The 19287-nt window shown below is 37.1% G+C and carries 16 protein-coding genes; all 16 read right to left on the bottom strand.

From position 1 onward, the window contains the following. Positions 1 to 11 precede the first annotated feature (11 nt). On the bottom strand, positions 12 to 818 hold the full coding sequence (locus ACN6MX_RS05695; RefSeq protein ID WP_419961680.1) for a DUF3388 domain-containing protein: 807 nt from the start codon (positions 816 to 818) through the stop codon (positions 12 to 14). A gap of 170 nt (positions 819 to 988) precedes the next feature. Continuing rightward, positions 989 to 1720 (bottom strand): elongation factor P 5-aminopentanone reductase, encoded by a 732-nt coding sequence (gene ymfI / locus ACN6MX_RS05690; RefSeq protein ID WP_419961679.1) that lies wholly within the window; start codon positions 1718 to 1720, stop codon positions 989 to 991. Further along, positions 1713 to 3014, bottom strand: a complete 1302-nt coding sequence (yfmH, locus tag ACN6MX_RS05685) for an EF-P 5-aminopentanol modification-associated protein YfmH (RefSeq protein WP_419961678.1) — start codon at positions 3012 to 3014, stop codon at positions 1713 to 1715. The genes ymfI and yfmH overlap by 8 nt, the downstream gene beginning before the upstream one ends. Continuing rightward, positions 3007 to 4284: an EF-P 5-aminopentanol modification-associated protein YfmF gene (gene yfmF, locus ACN6MX_RS05680; RefSeq protein WP_419961677.1), complete on the bottom strand. Its 1278-nt coding sequence runs from the start codon at positions 4282 to 4284 to the stop codon at positions 3007 to 3009. The genes yfmH and yfmF overlap by 8 nt, the downstream gene beginning before the upstream one ends. Before the next feature lie 147 nt (positions 4285 to 4431). Continuing rightward, positions 4432 to 5391 carry an ABC transporter permease gene (locus ACN6MX_RS05675; RefSeq protein ID WP_419961676.1) on the bottom strand — a complete coding sequence of 320 codons (960 nt, stop codon included), beginning with the start codon at positions 5389 to 5391 and terminating at the stop codon, positions 4432 to 4434. 1 nt (position 5392) lies between these two features. After that, complete coding sequence (locus ACN6MX_RS05670) at positions 5393 to 6439, bottom strand: ABC transporter permease (protein ID WP_419961675.1); 1047 nt, start codon at positions 6437 to 6439, stop codon at positions 5393 to 5395. Next, the gene (locus ACN6MX_RS05665; protein ID WP_419961674.1) at positions 6429 to 7979 is read right to left on the bottom strand and encodes an ABC transporter ATP-binding protein; all 1551 of its coding nucleotides are present in this window, start codon (positions 7977 to 7979) and stop codon (positions 6429 to 6431) included. The genes ACN6MX_RS05670 and ACN6MX_RS05665 overlap by 11 nt, the downstream gene beginning before the upstream one ends. Before the next feature lie 133 nt (positions 7980 to 8112). Beyond that, positions 8113 to 9198 carry a BMP family lipoprotein gene (locus ACN6MX_RS05660; protein ID WP_419961673.1) on the bottom strand — a complete coding sequence of 362 codons (1086 nt, stop codon included), beginning with the start codon at positions 9196 to 9198 and terminating at the stop codon, positions 8113 to 8115. 46 nt (positions 9199 to 9244) lie between these two features. Next, positions 9245 to 9973, bottom strand: a complete 729-nt coding sequence (locus ACN6MX_RS05655; RefSeq protein ID WP_419961672.1) for a GntR family transcriptional regulator — start codon at positions 9971 to 9973, stop codon at positions 9245 to 9247. A gap of 198 nt (positions 9974 to 10171) precedes the next feature. Continuing rightward, positions 10172 to 12415 carry a DNA translocase FtsK gene (locus ACN6MX_RS05650; protein ID WP_419962564.1) on the bottom strand — a complete coding sequence of 748 codons (2244 nt, stop codon included), beginning with the start codon at positions 12413 to 12415 and terminating at the stop codon, positions 10172 to 10174. An 825-nt stretch (positions 12416 to 13240) separates the two neighbouring features. Continuing rightward, positions 13241 to 14908, bottom strand: coding sequence for a ribonuclease J (locus ACN6MX_RS05645; RefSeq protein ID WP_419961671.1), 1668 nt, complete (start codon positions 14906 to 14908; stop codon positions 13241 to 13243). A 401-nt stretch (positions 14909 to 15309) separates the two neighbouring features. Then, on the bottom strand, positions 15310 to 16191 hold the full coding sequence (gene dapA, locus ACN6MX_RS05640; RefSeq protein ID WP_419961670.1) for a 4-hydroxy-tetrahydrodipicolinate synthase: 882 nt from the start codon (positions 16189 to 16191) through the stop codon (positions 15310 to 15312). A gap of 2 nt (positions 16192 to 16193) precedes the next feature. Beyond that, positions 16194 to 17240: an aspartate-semialdehyde dehydrogenase gene (locus tag ACN6MX_RS05635; RefSeq protein ID WP_419961669.1), complete on the bottom strand. Its 1047-nt coding sequence runs from the start codon at positions 17238 to 17240 to the stop codon at positions 16194 to 16196. Positions 17241 to 17318: 78 nt separating this feature from the next. After that, complete coding sequence (locus ACN6MX_RS05630) at positions 17319 to 17906, bottom strand: dipicolinate synthase subunit B (protein ID WP_419961668.1); 588 nt, start codon at positions 17904 to 17906, stop codon at positions 17319 to 17321. Further along, complete coding sequence (locus ACN6MX_RS05625) at positions 17906 to 18706, bottom strand: NAD(P)-dependent oxidoreductase (protein WP_419961667.1); 801 nt, start codon at positions 18704 to 18706, stop codon at positions 17906 to 17908. The genes ACN6MX_RS05630 and ACN6MX_RS05625 overlap by 1 nt, the downstream gene beginning before the upstream one ends. Beyond that, a complete protein-coding gene (locus tag ACN6MX_RS05620) occupies positions 18703 to 18975 on the bottom strand; it encodes a YlmC/YmxH family sporulation protein (protein ID WP_419961666.1) in 273 nt (90 codons plus the stop codon). The genes ACN6MX_RS05625 and ACN6MX_RS05620 overlap by 4 nt, the downstream gene beginning before the upstream one ends. Between the last annotated feature and the right edge of the window lie 312 nt (positions 18976 to 19287).

The raw sequence follows: 19287 nt of genomic DNA, 5'->3' as shown, positions 1-19287 counted from the left end.
ACACCTGCCCGTTAAAAATTAAATCCACCAAATCCTCCAAAGCCTGTCATTCCTTTGTCAGACATTCCGTGGTTTTTTTCCATCATTTCATATGTGATTTGTTCGTCTGGACTATGACGAAGCTCGATAATATAGTCAAAATCATCAATAGAATACTCAGAATGTTGGATGAACATATCAGGATGTTCCACGACCTTGATAGTCGGCATCCGCATCATTTCTCTTACTAGCTGAAGATGCTTTTCATCATTTGATTTTCTGGTTACAATACCATCTAATATAAAGATATTACGATCGCTAAACTCGTCCCCAGCCAATTGGCTTCTAATTGTTTGCTTGATCATAGTAGAAGACAGGAATATCCACTTTTTGTTTGCACATACACTTGCTGCTACCACTGATTCCGTCTTGCCTACTCGGGGCATCCCTCTAATTCCTATAAGTTTATGACCATCTTGTTTAAAAATTTCAGCCATAAAATCTACTAACAGACCAAGCTCATTACGAACAAATCTAAACGTTTTTTTATCGTCTGCATCACGTTGAATATATCTGCCATGACGAACTGCAAGACGGTCTCTAAGCTTAGGTTCCCTAAATTTAGTTAATTGAATCGTTTCCATAGTAGAAGCAATATGTTCAAAACGTTCAATATTTTCTTTTTTCTCTGCTTTTATAAGCATACCCCGTCTACCTTCATCCACACCATTGATCGTTACAATATTAACTCGAAGCATACCAAGTAAAGAAGAAATGTCACCTAAAAGTCCTGGACGATTAACTTGAATTTCATATTCAAAAAACCATTCACTAGCCATGTTATATCTTTCCCTTCTCAATAGATGACGTTTCACTTCATGATTAGTTCTATCATATATGATTTTGTAGTCGAATAAAAGAAAAAAAGAAAAGAGTGTGTATTTCTCTCTTTTCTTTTTATCTAAGTTAAACTATTCCGTTGGCTTCCTTTTAAGGGAGACACACCAACTCATATATACCAACCGCCATTTACTCGAATGATTTGACCAGTTATATAACTCGCCTTTTCGCTTGTTAAAAATTCGACAGCATTCGCTATATCTTGCGTAGTACCAAAAAAACCAGTAGGAATTTCTTCAAGGATCAGTTGACGAGCATCCTCATCAATATGAGCATTCATTTTTGTATCGATAAATCCAGGCGCAACCGCATTTACTCTTATTCGCTGTAAGGCAACCTCTTTAGCATATGCCTTTACAAAGGCATGCTGAGCTCCTTTAGCAGCAGAGTAGGCAACTTCATAAGATGCACCAGTATCGCCCCATATACTGCCCACAAAAAGGACCGAGCTACTAGTCTGTTTTCGAAGCTTGCTATTTAGTTTACCTAATAAGGCCATAGGATGCTCTACATGCACTTGAAATAGTAAACGAATATCATCTAAGCTAGTGTCCTCTAATGCTTTGTATAGACTATGTCCTTGGGCAAATACGATTGATTGAAGTGTAAATACTGAATCTGCTATTTTCTTTATGCATTCTGGATTACTCATATCCGCTTGGACAACGATAAACTCTTGTTTAGGATAGGATTCGTTTAGTTTTGTTAATAATGTTTCTACGTTTTCTTTGTTATTTGCATAGTGTAGGTAAATGGACCAACCGGCTTCCGCAAGATTAAGACATATTGCATGACCAATTTCACCAGATGCACCTAGCACCAATGCAAATTTTTTACTCATTATTTTTCCCAGAAGGTAAAATTGTAAATACTGTATGAGCGTCTTCGTCTATTAACGATCGGAATGCTACTTTCACCTGATCCATTGTTAGTTTTTCTAAAGCAGGAACTACATCAAATAAATTCATATCATTGAAAGAGTAACGAGTGAATTGATTTGCAATATATTCTATGGAATTTAGTGCCCGTAAGAAAAAGCCAATTTTTTTGCGGACAATACGTTGTAAATCTTCATCTGCCACATTCCAATTAGAGGCGTAGCTTTTAATAGTTTCTTTTATTTTCTTAGTCAGTTCAGTCGGATTGACAGAATCGGAACCAATCATTGTAAAACCATAGCCCTGCTCCATAGAAAAGTCTGCTGAATAAGATTCATCAATCCATCCGTTTTCGTATATTTCTTGATAAAATGCAGAACTTCTACCAAAAATCATTTCAATCGCAACTTGCATCGCTAGTTCGTAATTTAACATTTCGTCACCAGAAATATCAGTATTACTTGCTTTAATGCCAAATAAAACTTTAGGCTTTTGTACATCCATCTGAAGCGTACGTTCTTTTATATCTACTGCCTTTTGCTCGTCAGGGTAGAATCGTTTAATTGTTTGCGGTTCCTCAAATGTCTTCGCTGCTTGATCTGTTTTGATGAAGTCCATCATCTCATCAGGATTGACTGCTCCCACTACGAATAAAACCATATTTGATGGATGATAGAACGTGTTGTAGCATTCATATAAATGGTCTGCAGTAATGTGGCTAATAGTTTCAATCGTACCTGCAATATCAATCTTTACAGGGTGTTCTTTATACATATTTTCAATAGTTCCAAAGTATAAACGCCAATCCGGCTGGTCATCATACATCGTAATTTCCTGACCTATTATCCCCTTTTCCTTCTCAACCGTTTGTTCTGTAAAATAAGGTTGTTGAACGAAATCTAACAAGGTTTTCGTATTATCTAATACATGGCCAGTTGACGAAAATAAGTACGCAGTTCTAGTAAAAGAAGTAAATGCATTGGCAGATGCACCTTTCTCACTGAACTTTTGAAATACATCCCCTTCTTCTTTTTCAAACATTTTATGTTCTAGAAAATGAGCAATTCCATCAGGAACAACGACAGGTTCATCTTTACCTAAAGGAATAAATTCACGGTCAATCGAGCCATATTTTGTAGTGAAAGTAACAAATGTCTTCGAAAACCCTTTTTTCGGCAAGATATAGACATCTAAACCATTTGGAAGTGTTTCATAGTATAATGTTTCTTCTAATTGTTCAAAATATGTTTTATTCATTCGCTGTACCATCCTTACCTGAAAGGAAATAAACAAATTCCTTTTCAATAGTTAATGCCATTTGTTGTATTTGTTCTTTCGTTACATGCTTCCATTTTTCTACCCAGTCCTCTACGGTAAAGGATGCATTCAGCTCTTTATATTGATCGTATATTTCAATTTGAGCACGCGCTGAATCTAAAGCCTCTTTCAGTTGATTGGTAAGCATTGATTTCGTTTGGTTTAATTCTAAGTCGGAAATATCGCCAGCTTGCAATGCTTTTAGTTGTTCATCGATTAGTGCAACTGCTTTTTCCTGTAAGTTAGAATCTATTCCTGCTAGCACAAAGATTAATCCGTAAAGTGAAGAGTAGCTACTTGATGCATAATAGGCCATACTTTCTTTTTCCCGTACATTCATGAAAATCTTAGAGTGTGAAAATCCACCTAAAATACCATTTGTCAGCTGCATCACTGGAAATTCTTTTGAGAAAAAAGTGATAGGTGTTTGATAGGCAATATGAAGTTTACCTTGTTTCATATCTTGTATTTCATGAAGAAATTTCTCGTTAGTCGTTTCATTAGGTACATCTACTGCTATTTCAATCTTTTCTGTACGGTCAGCGAAAGTAAAATGACTCTGCATTTTTTCTTTTATGTCCTGCACGTTTACATCTCCAACTACGTAGATAGATAAATCATCTTTTGTTAGTAAATCATGATGCATATCGATTAGTTGATCGTTTGTAATAGATTTAACAGCCTCCACTGTACCATTGGATGTAATAGAAGCTGGACTATTTGGACGAATGTTCTCTAACAAACGTTGCTGTGCATATCTTGTTTTATCATCATACATAGATTGAATACGCTCAATAACTTGTTCTTTTTCTCGTTTAACTATTGACTCATCAAATTTCCCATTTGCCAAGTTTGGTTTGAAAATAACGGTATGTAATAAAGAGAATACTTCATCGACAATTTTTTCGTTGGATAAGTATGCATCGTTTACGGTTTCCGCATTCAAAGAAAAAATATGGTGAATTCCCTTTTTCGTTGTATCGAAGTATAAAACAGTTCCATACAAATCATCTAAACGCTTTCTAAAAGCCGCATTTGTTGGGTATTCTTCATTGCTGAATTGTAGTATATTCGCTAATACTGCACGCCTAGACGCATTTTCTACCGTTAAAGGCTGCTTCCATTTGAAAGAGATATTGATCGTTTTAAATTGTTCTGTAGGTCTCACAAAAAGCTTAACGCCACTTGCAAGTTCAAATTGTTGAAACATAAGTGATCCCCCTTTTTCTTTCTAGTGTATCTCAGATAGCTATTCACTATACATGTTCTAATTATATCAGTACAAACAAAAAGGAACCAATTAATTGGTCCCTTTATGCATTATTAAATTTCCACTTTATTACAGAATGCAATTCTATTATCGTTTTCCTTTAATATAAGGTATTCCACTTGCTTTTGGTGCATGTGCTTTTCCTATAAACCCAGCTACTGCCAATATTGTTAAAGCATAAGGCAAGATGTGCAAGAAGTAAGTTGGAACTTCTTGCACATATGGAATCTGTCCACCAACAATACTTAATGCTTGAGCAAATCCAAAGAACAATGCTGCTCCTAGTGCTCCAAGTGGATGCCATTTACCAAAAATCATTGCTGCAAGAGCCATGAACCCTTGACCATTTATAGTAGTATGACTAAATTCACCAGAAATCGATTGAGAGTAAACTGCTCCACCTAATCCTGCAAGTGCACCAGATAAAATAACTGCAATATAACGCATTTTTGTAACGTTTACCCCCATTGTATCTGCTGCCATTGGATGTTCCCCAACAGCACGTAAGCGTAATCCAAATGGAGTTTTATAAATTACAAACCAAGCCATCACAGCGATACCAATCGCTAAAATGGAAGTTCCATAAACGTCTTTAAAAAACATTGGTCCAATTACGGGAATATCACTTAGTAAAGGTATATCAAAACGGATAAATCGCTCTTGAATATAATCTGTTTGTCCTTTACCATATATCATTTTCACAGAGAACAGGGCAATTGCAACCCCTAACATATTGATCGCAACCCCGGATATTGTTTGGTCTGCACGGAAAGAAATCGATGCAACGGCATGCATAACGGAGAATAATCCAGAAACAACCATTGCTGCTATTAATGCAACCCACGGAGTCATTGCTCCAAACGTATCCACAAACATTAAGTTAAAAAGAATACCGATGAAAGCACCCATAACCATTAAACCTTCTAACCCGATGTTAATAACACCAGATCGTTCGGAGAATACTCCACCGATCGCTGTGAAGATTAATGGAGCAGCATAGAAAATAGCGGCAGGGATAATGAAATATAACACATCTAAGAAGCTCATATTACTTCGCCTCCTTTTTCTTGTTCGCTTTTTCAAGGAAATAGCGAATAACGTAACCACACGCTACGAAGAATATGATAATAGCTATTACAATAGAAACTATTTCTACTGGAATACCAGCTTCGTTTGGCATATTGAGAGCCCCATATTTTAAGGATCCGAATAGTACCGCACCGAAAATAACTCCCAGTGGTGTATTTGCTCCTAATAAAGCAACTGCGATTCCATCAAAACCGATACCAGTGAATCCACCTTTAACATTTGCGTATTGGAACGTACCTAAAGCTTCCATTGCACCTGCTAGTCCGGCAAATGCTCCGGAAATAACCATTGAAAGAATAATGCTTTTGTTTACATTCATACCTGCATATTCAGATGCATGTTTGTTAAATCCAACTGCCTTTAACTCATAGCCAGTTGTTGTTTTTTCCAATATAAACCACATTAGTAAAACCATAGCAAGTGCTATGAAAATACCATAATGCAAACGAGAGTAGTCTGTGATGCTTTCAAAAAATGCTGATTTTAATGAAGCCGTCGCATGAATTGTTCCTGTATTGTCTCCACCATCCGATACTACTTTGATTAAAGCATTCGTTGTATGTAAAGCAATGTAGTTCATCATAATTGTAACGATTACTTCATGAACTTGTAATTTAGCTTTTAATAGACCTGGAATGAAAGCCCATGCTGCTCCAGCTAATGCTGCTGCTATAATAGCAAAAGGTAAATGGATATACATTGGTAGATCAAACGCAATCCCAACATAGGATGCTGCGAACCATCCAACTAATAATTGTCCTTCAACCCCAATATTAAATAATCCCGTACGGAAAGCAAATGCTACAGATAAACCTGCAAGTAAATAAGGAGTAATTTGACGGATAGTCTCTCCAATTGCATAAGCATCCCCAAAAATCCCATTCCATAATGCGGCATAGCCAGCTATTGGATCATAATCACTTACCAACATAACCACTGCTCCAACTAACAGCCCTAAAATAACAGAAATTACAGGGACAAGTATATTGATTAGTCTATTCGACATGAGTTGTTTCCCCCTGTTTACCTATGTTTGAATTCTTTTTTTGACCCGCCATTAATAACCCAAGCTCTTGTTCGGAAGTTTCTTTAGGCAATAATGTATCGACAATTTGTCCATCATAAATAACTGCGATTCGGTCAGATACATTCATAACTTCATCTAATTCAAAGGAAAGCAGAAGTACCGCTTTTCCATTGTCACGTTGTTCAATAAGACGCTGGTGTATAAATTCAATAGCTCCTACATCAAGTCCACGTGTTGGTAATGCAGCAATCAGCAATTCTGGATCACGAATAACTTCTCGTCCAATAATTGCTTTTTGCTGGTTTCCTCCAGAAAGTGCTCGAGCAGGTGTGTGCTCCCCTTGTGTACGCACATCAAAATCATTAATAATTTTTTGCGCTAACTCGGAAACTTTCGAATAATTAATAATTCCATTCTTTGAAATAGGATCTTGATAATATGTTTGTAAGGCAATATTATGACCTATGGAAAAGTCTAAAACTAATCCATGCTTATGACGATCCTGTGGAATATGTCCTACACCAGACTCCGTAATTTTACGTGGTTTTTTATTGGTCACATTTATTCCATTTATAGTTACAGAACCAGATTTAGATTTTCGTAGGCCTGTGATTGCCTCAATTAACTCACTTTGACCATTTCCATCAATTCCAGCAATCCCTAAAATTTCACCTTTACGGACTGTTAAGTTTAGTCCTTTAACTTTATCAATTCCCCTGTAATCTGCTACAATTAGGTCTTTAATAACAAGCGTATCATCTGTAGGATGTGCTTCACCCTTTACAGTCTTGAATTCTACTTGTCTACCAACCATTAATGACGCTAAATCATTTGGGTTAGTTTCTGCGGTAACAATTGTGCCAATTCCTTCACCTTTGCGGATAACCGTTACTCGGTCAGATACATCCATAATTTCTTTTAACTTATGCGTGATCAAGATAATAGATTTACCTTCTTGTATTAAACGCTTCATAATTTGTATAAGCTCATTAATTTCTTGCGGAGTCAGCGAAGCAGTAGGCTCATCAAAAATAAGTATATCAGCACCACGATAAAGCGTTTTCAAAATTTCCACTCGTTGCTGCATCCCAACAGAAATATCTTCAATCTTCGCATTTGGATCTACATCCAATCCGTACATTTCTGAAAGCTTTTGAATTTTTTTTGCCGCATCTTTAATATTGATAATGCCTGCTTTTGTTAACTCATTTCCTAATATTATATTTTCTGTTACTGTAAAGTTCTCCACGAGCATAAAATGCTGATGTACCATCCCAATACCTAAATCATTTGCAACATTCGGGTCTGTAATTTTAACCGTCTTCCCTTTTACCTTTATCTCGCCGGCCTCTGGTTGATATAAACCGAACAAAACGTTCATAAGTGTGGATTTACCAGCACCATTTTCTCCTAAAAGAGCATGTATTTCTCCCTTTTTCAACTGAAGGGTAATGTTATCATTTGCAACAAACGATCCAAACTCTTTCCGTATGCCAAGCATCTCTATTACATAATCCAATGAATTCACTCCCCACTATCATACTAGTACTAAATTAATACAAGAAAGACTTTAAATTTTCAAAATCTTTCGTCTATTAATTTAAAATATCATAAAGACCGAGAAGAATCGGTCTTTATGATGTTTGTTAATACTATTTTTCTACTGTTTCAGGAACAACGATTTCCCCTGCAGCAATTTTGTCTGAGTACTCTTGAACTTGATCTAAAATTTCTTGTGGGATAGCTCCGCGAGAATCAGCAAGCTGTACTCCTTTTTCTGCTAAACCATAAGTTACTGTTTTCCCTCCAGGGAAGTTTCCAGCCATTGCGTCTTTAGCAATTGTTTGAACCGCGATGTCAACACGTTTTTGCATTGATGTAAGCGTTACGTTTGTATCGCCAACAGCACCTTCTTCGTATTGGTCAGAGTCAACTCCGATAACCCATACGTTTGCATTAGCATCTTTTGTTTTACGTTCTTTTGCTTCTGCAAATACTCCATTACCAGTACCCCCAGCAGCGTGGAAAATAATATCTACGCCTGAAGAATACATACGGTTAGCAGTTGTTTTACCAAGTGCAGCATCATCAAATTTACCAGTGTATTGTACATCCACTACAATCGATGGATCTACAGCTTTAACGCCTTCTAGGAATCCAGCTTCAAAACGTTCGATTACTGGAATTTCCATCCCACCAACAAAACCGATTTGTTTAGATTCAGACATTAGAGCAGCAGCAACACCTGCTAAAAATGAACCTTCTTGCTCTTTGAACATTACAGATGCAACGTTTGGTTTATCTACGACAGCATCGATAATTGCTAGTTGTGCTTCTGGTTTTTGGTCTGCAATAGTACCAATTGGTTCTTCCATTAAGAAACCGATTCCATAAACTACATCAAAGTCACGACGTACTAAGTTATTTAAGTTTGTAATATAGTCAGCATCACCAGTTGATTGAAGGTAGTCATATCCACCATCGCCTTTTTCAAGACCATTTTCTTTACCAAAAGCTTCAATACCCTCCCAAGCTAGTTGGTTGAAAGATTTGTCATCTACTCCACCAACGTCAGTTACCATTGCTAGAGAAAAATCTACTGCTTCAGTTGCACCTTCAGAACCAGAACCTTCTGAATCTTTTGGTGATGTTTTTTCTTCATCAGACCCACATGCCCCTAGAATTGTTCCAGCAGCTAGTACTAGTGATAAACCTAATCCAAATTTACGCTTTGTCAATTTGAAAACCCCCATTTTTTTTCTTATTAGCAGGAATTGTTACATTTTACACCCTTTTCCGAACAACGTGAAAGCTAAATTTATCAGCTCGAAAATAATTTTTCGAGTACAAAACCACACGATCGTTTTCATCGTAATGGAGTTGTTTTAAAACAAGCAATGAAGTTTCTGGCTCACAATTCAAAGTTGGTGATGCAATCTCGTGGTAACCCACAGGATCAATGAACGTCACCGCATACGAAATATGTATTTCTCCAGACTCTTCTAGTGCAGTAAAAATAGAGCCTTCTTCTCTAATGAGGAAATCATTAGGTAAATAATTTTTCGGAACCTTATCGACACAATACACTACCGGTTCGCCATTTGCAGTACGGACACGTTCCATCGTAACAACCGATTGCTCATCACCGCATTGAAATCTTAAAATATCATCCTCAGATGGAATCGCTTGCATAGAACTCAAGTAAATAGTACCTGGCTCCATTCCAGCTTTACGAATCATAGAAGAAACGCTTGAAAGCTGTTCGATACCCGATGTGAATATGGGCTTAGAATTTACAAAGGTACCCACACCATGTCGTCTGACTATTACATTTTCTTCTTCCAATAAGCGAAGAGCCTCTCTTAAAGTTGCACGGCTTACTCCTAGCGACTTGGCTAATTCAAATTCAGAAGGAAGTTTTTCCTTTTCTTTAAATATGCCCTTATCGATGTCTTGTTTAAGACGATCAATCACTTGCAGATATAAATGACGATGGTCTACTTTTATTGTCATCTAAAACACCACCATTTTGAAGAGATCAGACCTCTGATGTAAAACTTTCCTACTAATCAGTCATACTATACCATTTTTAAAAGATGAAATAAATACTTTTATTTATATTAGGTTAAAAGTCTTTACAAAAAACGTATGAATTTGTAATGATTTTGTCATACTTTTCTTGTAAAGTGTTATACTAATTAACCTTTTGACTCATATTATATCATCATCTACGGTATGTTTGGAGACCAAAACCTGTCTTGGTTTACTTCCTTCATAAGGTCCGACAACTCCACTAAGTTCTAGCTGATCTATAATTCTCGCTGCTCTAGAATAACCAATTCTAAATCGTCTTTGAAGCAATGACACAGAAGCAGTTTGCATTTCTGTTACGAGTTGGACAACATCATCATATAATTCATCTCTATCTATCTGTTCTGCAGATTCTTCCACTTCATCTGGAATCATTTCATCCTGATAGTTTGCCTTTTGTTGTTCAATAACAAAATCTACAATTCTTTCAACTTCTGCATCTGATAAAAATGCGCCCTGCACTCGGACTGGTTTCGAACTACCAGCTGGAAGGAATAACATGTCTCCTCTACCAAGTAGTTTTTCTGCTCCTCCCATATCTAGAATAGTTCTGGAGTCAATAGCTGAAGATACTGCAAACGCAATTCTAGAAGGAATATTAGCTTTAATAATCCCAGTTATAACGTCTACGCTTGGTCTTTGTGTAGCAATAATTAAATGAATACCCGCAGCACGAGCCATTTGAGCTAAGCGAGTAATAGAATCTTCTACATCATTAGAAGCTACCATCATTAAATCTGCTAACTCATCTACAATTACTACTATAAATGGTAGTTTCGGATGTTTTTCTTCATTTTCTTCATTCCATCTGTCAATATGCTCATTATAGCCTTCCATATTTCGTGTGCCCGTATGAGAAAATAATTCATATCTTCTTTCCATTTCAGATACGATTTTCTTCAAGGCCTGTGATGCTTTTCTTGGATCGGTTACTACTGGTGCAAGCAAATGTGGAATACCATTATACATATTAAGCTCTACCATTTTAGGATCGATCATCATCATTTTTACTTCATGGGGTTTTGCACGCATCATAATACTTGTAATTATTCCATTGATGCATACACTCTTCCCACTACCAGTAGAACCTGCAACCAGTAAATGTGGCATTTTATTTAATTGTGCAAGAACGGCTTGTCCAGTAACGTCTCTCCCAAAACCTATTAGTAGCTTCAGATTTGGTTTATCATTTTCTTCAGATTCTAGAACTTCTCGTAAGCTTACAATCGCTACTTCCTTATTTGGCACTTCAATGCCTATCGCTGATTTACCAGGAATAGGTGCTTCAATCCGAATATCTCTCGCAGCTAGCGCTAGGGCAAGGTCGTCATGTAGACTAACAATTCTGCTAACCTTTACACCAACATCGGGTAGAACTTCATATTTTGTTACTGCTGGTCCTAAGTGAACTTGAGTAACCTTTGCTTTTACTCCGAAACTTAAAAATGTTTGCTCTAACTTTTTAGCATTTGCTTGGATTGCATTTAGTTCTCCACTTTGGTCACTATGAGCAGGTGCATCTAATAAGCTAATAGCAGGCAATTGATAATCTTCGTTTTCAACTGTTCCATTTTCCATATTAATCTCCAATGGTTCAACAGGTTCAGAAGGTTCTTCAACCACTGCTTTTCTAGCTATTCGTTCAGTGAATGCAGATATAATAGGTGAAGAGGATTGCTCTACTTCTTCTGTTGCTATAGGAACTGACTCTATTACTGTAACCGCTTCTTCCTGAGCAGCCTGTTTTTTGTTTCGACGGGACTGGCCTCTCGGAGGAGTTGGGGTAGGTTTTACTTTCTTTTTCTTCGGTCTATTTAAGAAGCTTTCTTTTAGCTTCGGAAATGACTCTACTAAATAAGGAACAAGTGCTTTTCCAGTCAGTAATACGATCCCTATAAATAACATAAGCCAGCCAGCTACTTTTGCTCCTGCCGAATCAAAGAGAACGTGGAATGTCGCAAAGAATATTGCACCTATCATTCCACCACCTAACGAACTATTTCTATCGATGATTCCACCACTTTCAACTAGAACACGATAGCTTTCTCTTAAGACAGAATTCGTCACCAATGCTTTTCCATCAAATAATTGTTGAAATAAAGCGATGTGACTAAACAATAGCAAACTGCTTAATACAAATGCACAACCTAATAGTAATCGATGATTCCATGCAGGGACTGATTGTTTAATCATGATGATAAGTGCATAAACGATGAGCATAAATGGAACCGCAATATGCCAATTTCCAAATAAGAAATAACTTATATAAGCCAAAAATTCTCCTACAAGTCCATATTCAAAAAACGAAATGATAGATAATCCAATAATTAGAAGACCAATAATTTCATACAGAAGTGGATGCATTGTTTTTTTTGTTGGCTTTTTTGTTGGTCTTTTTTTCTTCCTTGCCAAAGTGTCACCTACTTTCTAGATTGTCATTAATCTCACTTTTAAGAAAAACCGGACAAATAGGCGCCCGGTCCTTTACGTTCATAACCTGGTTCTATCTTTTTCAAAGCACTTCGGACAAAAATTTTGCTATATGATGACCGAGTAAATTTTTAGAGATATTGGTTGTGACGTCCGTCACAACCAATATCACTTTTTTCGGTAATCTTATGGCGTTTGCCTGTCCGTTACTCTCCTACAACTATTAGAAACAGGTTAATGCGTTTTTGGTTAACTAGAAAAAAGATACTTGACTATTCATAGAGGGGATGACAGTCTAAGTGCGCGACAACGCGAGCGCAACGACTGCTTGACCCGCATCGTGCGGGCCCCGAAGATGCAATTTCGTTCGCTATTTCGCTTCTTTATTTTAAGAACACTTATTACTACTATTATCATCTAAGCGATAGGCTATGCACTACACATTATATTGATTGTAGCGGAAGACGGACAACTCTGCGGGATTAGCTTGAGCTGAAGACCCCGCAGTAGCGCCAAAAAGGATCAAAGGCTAAGTGCGCCACATCGTGTGGCAACGCCTTCGTGACCAACATCCTGTTGGCCTGAGGAGTCTGAAGCCAAGCCCGTGGAAAGCGTCCGCCTGTAGCGCAAATCAGCAGGCTTATTCATCCTTTTAAGTATCATGAACCCCGTATTCACGGTACATTTCCATAAACTCTCTTATTCTTTAAGATAAAAAGGATTTCCTTCCGTATTCGGAAAGGAAATCCTTTAATCACATTAATATTCCATAATAATCGGGATGATCATCGGACGTCTTTTTGTTTGTTGGAATAAATATGAATTTAGCGTATCACGGATTTCTTGTTTTATGTTTGTCCATTCAAACGTTTCTTTATTCACATATTTTTCAACAACTGTTCTAACTAGATTAGCAGACTCGTCCATTAGCTCCTCTGACTCACGAACGTAGACAAATCCTCTTGAAAGAATTTCTGGACCTGAAGCAATTTTCTTCTGTGCTCGATTTAAAGTGACCACTACAATAAAAATACCATCTTGTGAGAGTAACTTACGATCGCGTAGAACAATATTGCCTACATCGCCGACACCAATTCCATCGATTAGTACGTTGCCTGCTTGAACTCGACCACTCATTCTCATTTTACCGCTCTTATATTCTACAATATCCCCTTTATCGGCAATGAAAATTTCCGATTTGGACATTCCAGTTGCTTGAGCCAATTTTGAATGGGCCATCAACATTCGATATTCCCCTTGAATTGGTATAAAGAACTTTGGTTTTGTTAGATTCAACATCATTTTCAAATCTTCTTGACTTCCATGACCAGATACATGGACATTTTTTTCGGAAGTTAATACTTTCGCCCCAACTTTTGCAATTTGGTTCATTGTATTATACATTCCTACTTCCATACCAGGTGAAGGGGTAAAAGTGATTAAGACAGTATCTGAATCTTTGATTTTAATATCTTTGTGGTGTTTACGAATCATTTTCTCTAAAGCTTCTAATGGTTCACCTTGTGTACCAGATACGATGACTACAATATTTTCATCATTGAATTTGGAGATTTCTTTAATAGAAATAATTGTGTCCTCTTCTACTGAGAAATAACCGAGATCTAAACCAATTTCGAAGATATTTTCTAAGCTTTTACCTGCAATTGCAACTTTTTTACCTGTTTCAATTGCTTTGTCAATTACTTGTTGAATACGGATAAAGTTAGATGCATATAGAGCGACTAGTATACGACCTTTAGCAGCGTGGAATGTTTCTGATAATTGGTTTTCAATTACTGCTTCTGATGTTGTATAACCCGGTCTCTCAGCTTCAGTTGAATCGGATAAAAGAATAAATACACCATCTTCTCCAAGTCCAGCAATTTTCGCTATATCCGGACGATACTTCCCTTTAGCCGATTGATCAAACTTAAATTCCCCTGTATGGACAATTGCACCTTCAGACGTATGGAACACGATACCAAGTGAATCGGGTATACTATGTGTTGTATGAAAAAAGGTTACATATGTTCCTTGGAAATTCATACGGCTTTTATTTGTTACTTCGAAAAATTTGACTGGTTGCTTCGTCGGTAAAGCTTTTAAATGCGTTTTTGCCAAAGCTATCGTCAACTTAGATCCGTAGACTGGTGCTTGTACTTTTTGTAGTAAATAAGAAATAGATCCAATCGCATCTTCGTGTCCATGCGTTAAAAAGATTCCTTTTACTCGATCTTTATTTTCCACTAAATACGTAATGTCGGGAATAACGATATCTATTCCTAGCATTTCATTTTCTGGGAACATTAAACCACTATCTACGACAAATATTTCTTCATCTATTTCTACTACATACATCGCTTTTCCAATTTCTCCAACTCCACCGAGCGGTATAATTCGAATAAGTTCATTTTTTACTTTTACCAAATCTTTTCCTCCTATAAATCAATTACGCCTCGGCGTAATGGCGTCCAGATTTTGAATTGTGCTTAGGCCTGCATGATGCAGGTCAGTTAGCCGCCGTCACATGAATGCGACGGATTTAGGCAAACGTCATTCTAAGAGTACGTTCAAAATCTGTGACATCCGCCGGAGGCTTAACTTTTCAGCAAGCGCTTGTACTCACTGAATAGTTATTACATATTGGTATTCATCTCGCCGCTTTCTCCAGAAGCGGGAGATATTTAATCCTACGTTAGCTTGTTAAATTTTTTGCTGAAAGAAATTAACCCGACCAACATCCACTAATTTTCATTATATCGGACGTCATCGATTCACACAAATAAAAAAAAGGCTGAAATAGGAAATCTTCAGCCTTTCCGCCAAAATTATTTAGTATTCAAGTATTGTTCCCAAATAATATCAAATTCCCGTTTTTCACTTTCAGTCATTTCAACAAGTGGTAAGCGTAAATTTCCCGCCTCAATCCCTACCTTAGAAAGGGCATATTTTACGGCAATTGGATTGGGATGTTTAAATAGCGCCTGTATTAGTGGCAATAATGATTGATGAATTCGTGCAGCCTCCGAATGATTACCAATTCGAAAAGCTTTAATCATTTTCTTCATATCATTCCCTACAATATGGGAAGCAACCGAAACTATTCCGGAGCCCCCTATCGCTAGTAATGGAAGAGTGAGTGAATCATCTCCACTATATACTTCTAAATTACCTTTTGTTTTAGTCATAATTCTCGTCATCTGATCTAAATTGCCACTAGCTTCTTTTAGAAATTTAATAGATGGGATTTGACTTAATGCTACCATGGTTTCCTGCTCCAGATTTATAACTGAGCGGCTAGGGATATTATATATCATAATCGGCAAAGTTGTTGCATTTGCAATTGCTGTAAAGTGGGCAACCAACCCTCGTTGATTTGGTTTATTGTAATATGGGGTGACAATCATTAGTCCATCTACTCCTAGAGCCTCAGCCTTTAGGGATAAGTCGATAGATGCTGCTGTACTATTACTTCCTGTACCTGCAATAACAGGAACTCTATTATTCACTTTTTCAACAACGAATTTCAGCAAATTTAGTTTTTCTTCGGTAGATAGAGTAGGTGATTCTCCTGTTGTTCCACTAATGACAAGAGAGTCAGTATCTGTCGCAAGTAAATGTTCGATTAATAGTTCTACCTGTGCATAATTGATAGAACCATCTGTTTGAAACGGGGTAACCATTGCCGTAGCAATAGGACCTATATTCATTTTTACACCTCTTTTAATATACCTTCAGCAATAAGCGCTTCTGCAATTTGTATAGAGTTAAGTGCTGCACCCTTCAATAAATTATCTGATACAATCCACATATGAAATCCTTTATCATTCGTAGGATCTTTTCTTAAACGTCCTACAAAAACATCGTCCTTACCCTCTGCGTGGTATGGCATAGGGTATAATTGTTGGTCGGGAGCATCCTGCAAGGTAATTCCATCAGTATCTGCGAGAAGTTGTTTTACCTGATCAAGCGTAATGTTGTTTTGTTCTATTTCTACATACACAGATTCAGAATGTCCTGTCACAACAGGTACCCTTACACATGTAGCTGCGATTGCAAGATTTGGTAAGGACATAATTTTTTTCGTTTCATTCATCATTTTATGTTCCTCAAATGTAAAACCATCTTCAGTGAAGACATCAATTTGAGGAATAACATTTCCTGCAATAGGATAATGCTTTTCAGCACTTTTTACAGGTAAAATTTCCGGTTTTACTTGTTTATCTTTTATACCTTCGCTTTGTGTTATCAATTCACTAATAGCAGCTGCTCCAGCACCTGACACTGCTTGATAAGTAGAAACTATTACTTTGTTTAAACCAAATTTCTGTCTGATAGGTTCAAGTGCGCAAACCATCTGAATAGTGGAACAATTTGGATTAGCAATAATCCCAGTTTGTTCATGCAACGCTTGTTTATTTACTTCTGGAACAACTAGAGGTGTATCTTTATCCATCCGGAAGGCACTCGTATTATCGATAACTATTGCACCTCTATCACTTGCCTCTTTTGCTAGAGCCTTAGAAATAGAACCACCAGCGGAGAAAAATGCTACGTCAACACCTTCAAAAGCCTCAGGCGTCGCTTCTTCAATTGTATAAGAGCTCCCATTTACTTCTATTTGTTTACCAGCCGATTTTTTGGAAGCTAATAATTTTAATGTTGTATAAGGAAAACTTCTTTCTACCAATTTTTCGATAATTTTTTGACCGACTGCACCTGTCGCTCCAACTATTGCTACTGTATAACCTTGTGACATGAAAAGCTCTCCTCCTAGACCAATGCTATTTTTCGATATTGTATTATATTATACATGAAAATACATCATCGCGGGTATTTATAATTTATGTGTAATGAGTAAAGGTTGGAATTGTTTAAATTGAATTGCATGTTCTACTGTTGGGATTATTTTTGTAAAGTCAGCAATGAGTGAGTTTGGTTTGTTATGAGGGCTATCTTGACCGAAGGGGATAAAGTATATATTTTTGGTAGATAGTAATTTCATAATGTTCATACCATTCAATCCTAATGCATCATTTGTTGATATTCCCAGCACTACAGGTTTTCCATTGCGCAATGTAGCTTTTGCCGCCATTAACACAGGCGAATCTGTTTGGGCGTTGGCCAGCTTACTGATGGAATTGCCTGTCATCGGGGCGATCACCATACAGTCCAATGGATTTGTTGGTCCAAATGGTTCTGCCTCCACGATTTTTGATACTACTTTACTGCCACTTGCCTCTTCTATTTTCTCAATCCATTCCTCACCTGTTCCAAAACGCGTTGCCGCCGTCAATACAGAATACGTAATAATAGGAACTACAGTTGCTCCTAAATCCGTAAACTGTTTAATCATTGGAATAACTTCCTCATAAGTACAATGAGATGCAGTTATCCCTAATCCAATTCGAAGATTTTTCAACACTATTTTTCCCCCTCCAGCAAAGCCAATTGAGTTTGCACAGTCTTTGCTATCAAATATCCTGCATCTTTCGGAAAATACATGCCTGGTAAGCTAGTGGAATGTTTGTAATTTGTTGGGATCGAATCAGCTGACTCGAGAAGGCATCCTGGATTTGAAGCTAGATCATACACTTTTTTAAATCTAGTCGTATCGGACGGACTAAGCCATCTATATGGAATGGTATTAATCAGATAGGTCGAGAGTGCATCTTCGTTTTTAACTACATGCTCAAACTGCTCTATCTGATAACCATAGCTTTTTGCTTCAAATAACTGATGATCTGAACGAACCGAGATAATTACCTCTGCACCTAAATGGTGTAGAGCAAAAGCCAGTCTCTTTCCAACTCTTCCGTAGCCTGTAATGATGAATTTTTTGTTATAAATTGATTCGTTTTCACTTCTATAAAAGTCATTTATGAATCCCTCTGCTGTAAGATTTGCATTTTCCCAAATCCACTGTTCATCCTCTAAATAATAAAAAGCATGGACCTGGCTATTTTGTATTTCCTGTTCAATTTGTATATTCTTTTTTCCAACGAAAAGGAGAAGACATGACTCAGGCAAAACGAAAGAACTTTCTATTTGTAATGGTGGTATGGGTAAAAAGATAATAGTAGGCTGAAAATCGATTATTGCATCTTTAAGTTCTTCCGTCCAAATCATCGTTGGAAAGATTTTCACATCTAGTATGCTATCTAATGTTTCCTGTAAATACGGTAGACGGGCATCTGTTCCTATGATTACACATTTTTTTTTCACGAATATTCACTATTTCCAATTTCATTGTTTGCTTCATTAAACAGGATTCTATCTTTTCCAATGAGAATAATTTCTTCCCATGCAATAAATTCCTTTTTCTTGCCAGATTTATTTGCTTGAAAAAATGACCCTGTCTTTTGAAAAACTTCGAATCCTTCAATTTTCCCATTCTCAGGATTGAAGAGTAATTCAGTATCTGCTAGTTTGCCATATCTTGCCCCGTCCTTAACTTGGATAAGTTCCTTTTCTGCAAGTTCCGAAAGTAACAATCATTCTCCCCCTTATTGATTTCTATTTATATATATGCCATTTCGCAGTACAAAGTGAATAAAGAAAACCTGAGTAAAAAGATACCTGGTCCTTTAACAATAAAAACGTAGTTATGCCGTTGATTTCCACTCCGTGCGGACGCTTTCCGTGGGCACGGCTTCAGCCGCTTCCCTCGCTACGCTCAGTCCAGGGTCTTCAGCTCGCGCTGTTCCCACTGGAGTCGCCACTCTGCGCTCCAATCAACTAAATCCACTAATAATAATCGGATAATGCGATATAAAACCACCTTAATCTATGTGTTTTTATCTTAA

The organism is Psychrobacillus sp. BM2, from assembly GCF_048572895.1.
In the GTDB taxonomy this organism is placed as follows: Bacteria; Bacillota; Bacilli; order Bacillales_A; family Planococcaceae; genus Psychrobacillus.
This window is presented reverse-complemented; position numbering and strand designations above follow the sequence as displayed.

Excerpts from the sequence above, each read along its gene's own strand:
- ymfI (WP_419961679.1), bottom strand. The coding sequence starts at position 1,720 with ATGAGTAAAAAATTTGCATTGGTGCTAGGTGCATCTGGTGAAATTGGT.
- ACN6MX_RS05635 (WP_419961669.1), bottom strand. The coding sequence starts at position 17,240 with ATGTCACAAGGTTATACAGTAGCAATAGTTGGAGCGACAGGTGCAGTC.
- dapA (WP_419961670.1), bottom strand. The coding sequence starts at position 16,191 with ATGAATATAGGTCCTATTGCTACGGCAATGGTTACCCCGTTTCAAACA.
- yfmF (WP_419961677.1), bottom strand. The coding sequence starts at position 4,284 with ATGTTTCAACAATTTGAACTTGCAAGTGGCGTTAAGCTTTTTGTGAGA.
- ACN6MX_RS05675 (WP_419961676.1), bottom strand. The coding sequence starts at position 5,391 with ATGAGCTTCTTAGATGTGTTATATTTCATTATCCCTGCCGCTATTTTC.
- yfmH (WP_419961678.1), bottom strand. The coding sequence starts at position 3,014 with ATGAATAAAACATATTTTGAACAATTAGAAGAAACATTATACTATGAA.
- ACN6MX_RS05670 (WP_419961675.1), bottom strand. The coding sequence starts at position 6,439 with ATGTCGAATAGACTAATCAATATACTTGTCCCTGTAATTTCTGTTATT.
- ACN6MX_RS05655 (WP_419961672.1), bottom strand. The coding sequence starts at position 9,973 with ATGACAATAAAAGTAGACCATCGTCATTTATATCTGCAAGTGATTGAT.
- ACN6MX_RS05695 (WP_419961680.1), bottom strand. The coding sequence starts at position 818 with ATGGCTAGTGAATGGTTTTTTGAATATGAAATTCAAGTTAATCGTCCA.
- ACN6MX_RS05650 (WP_419962564.1), bottom strand. The coding sequence starts at position 12,415 with ATGCATCCACTTCTGTATGAAATTATTGGTCTTCTAATTATTGGATTA.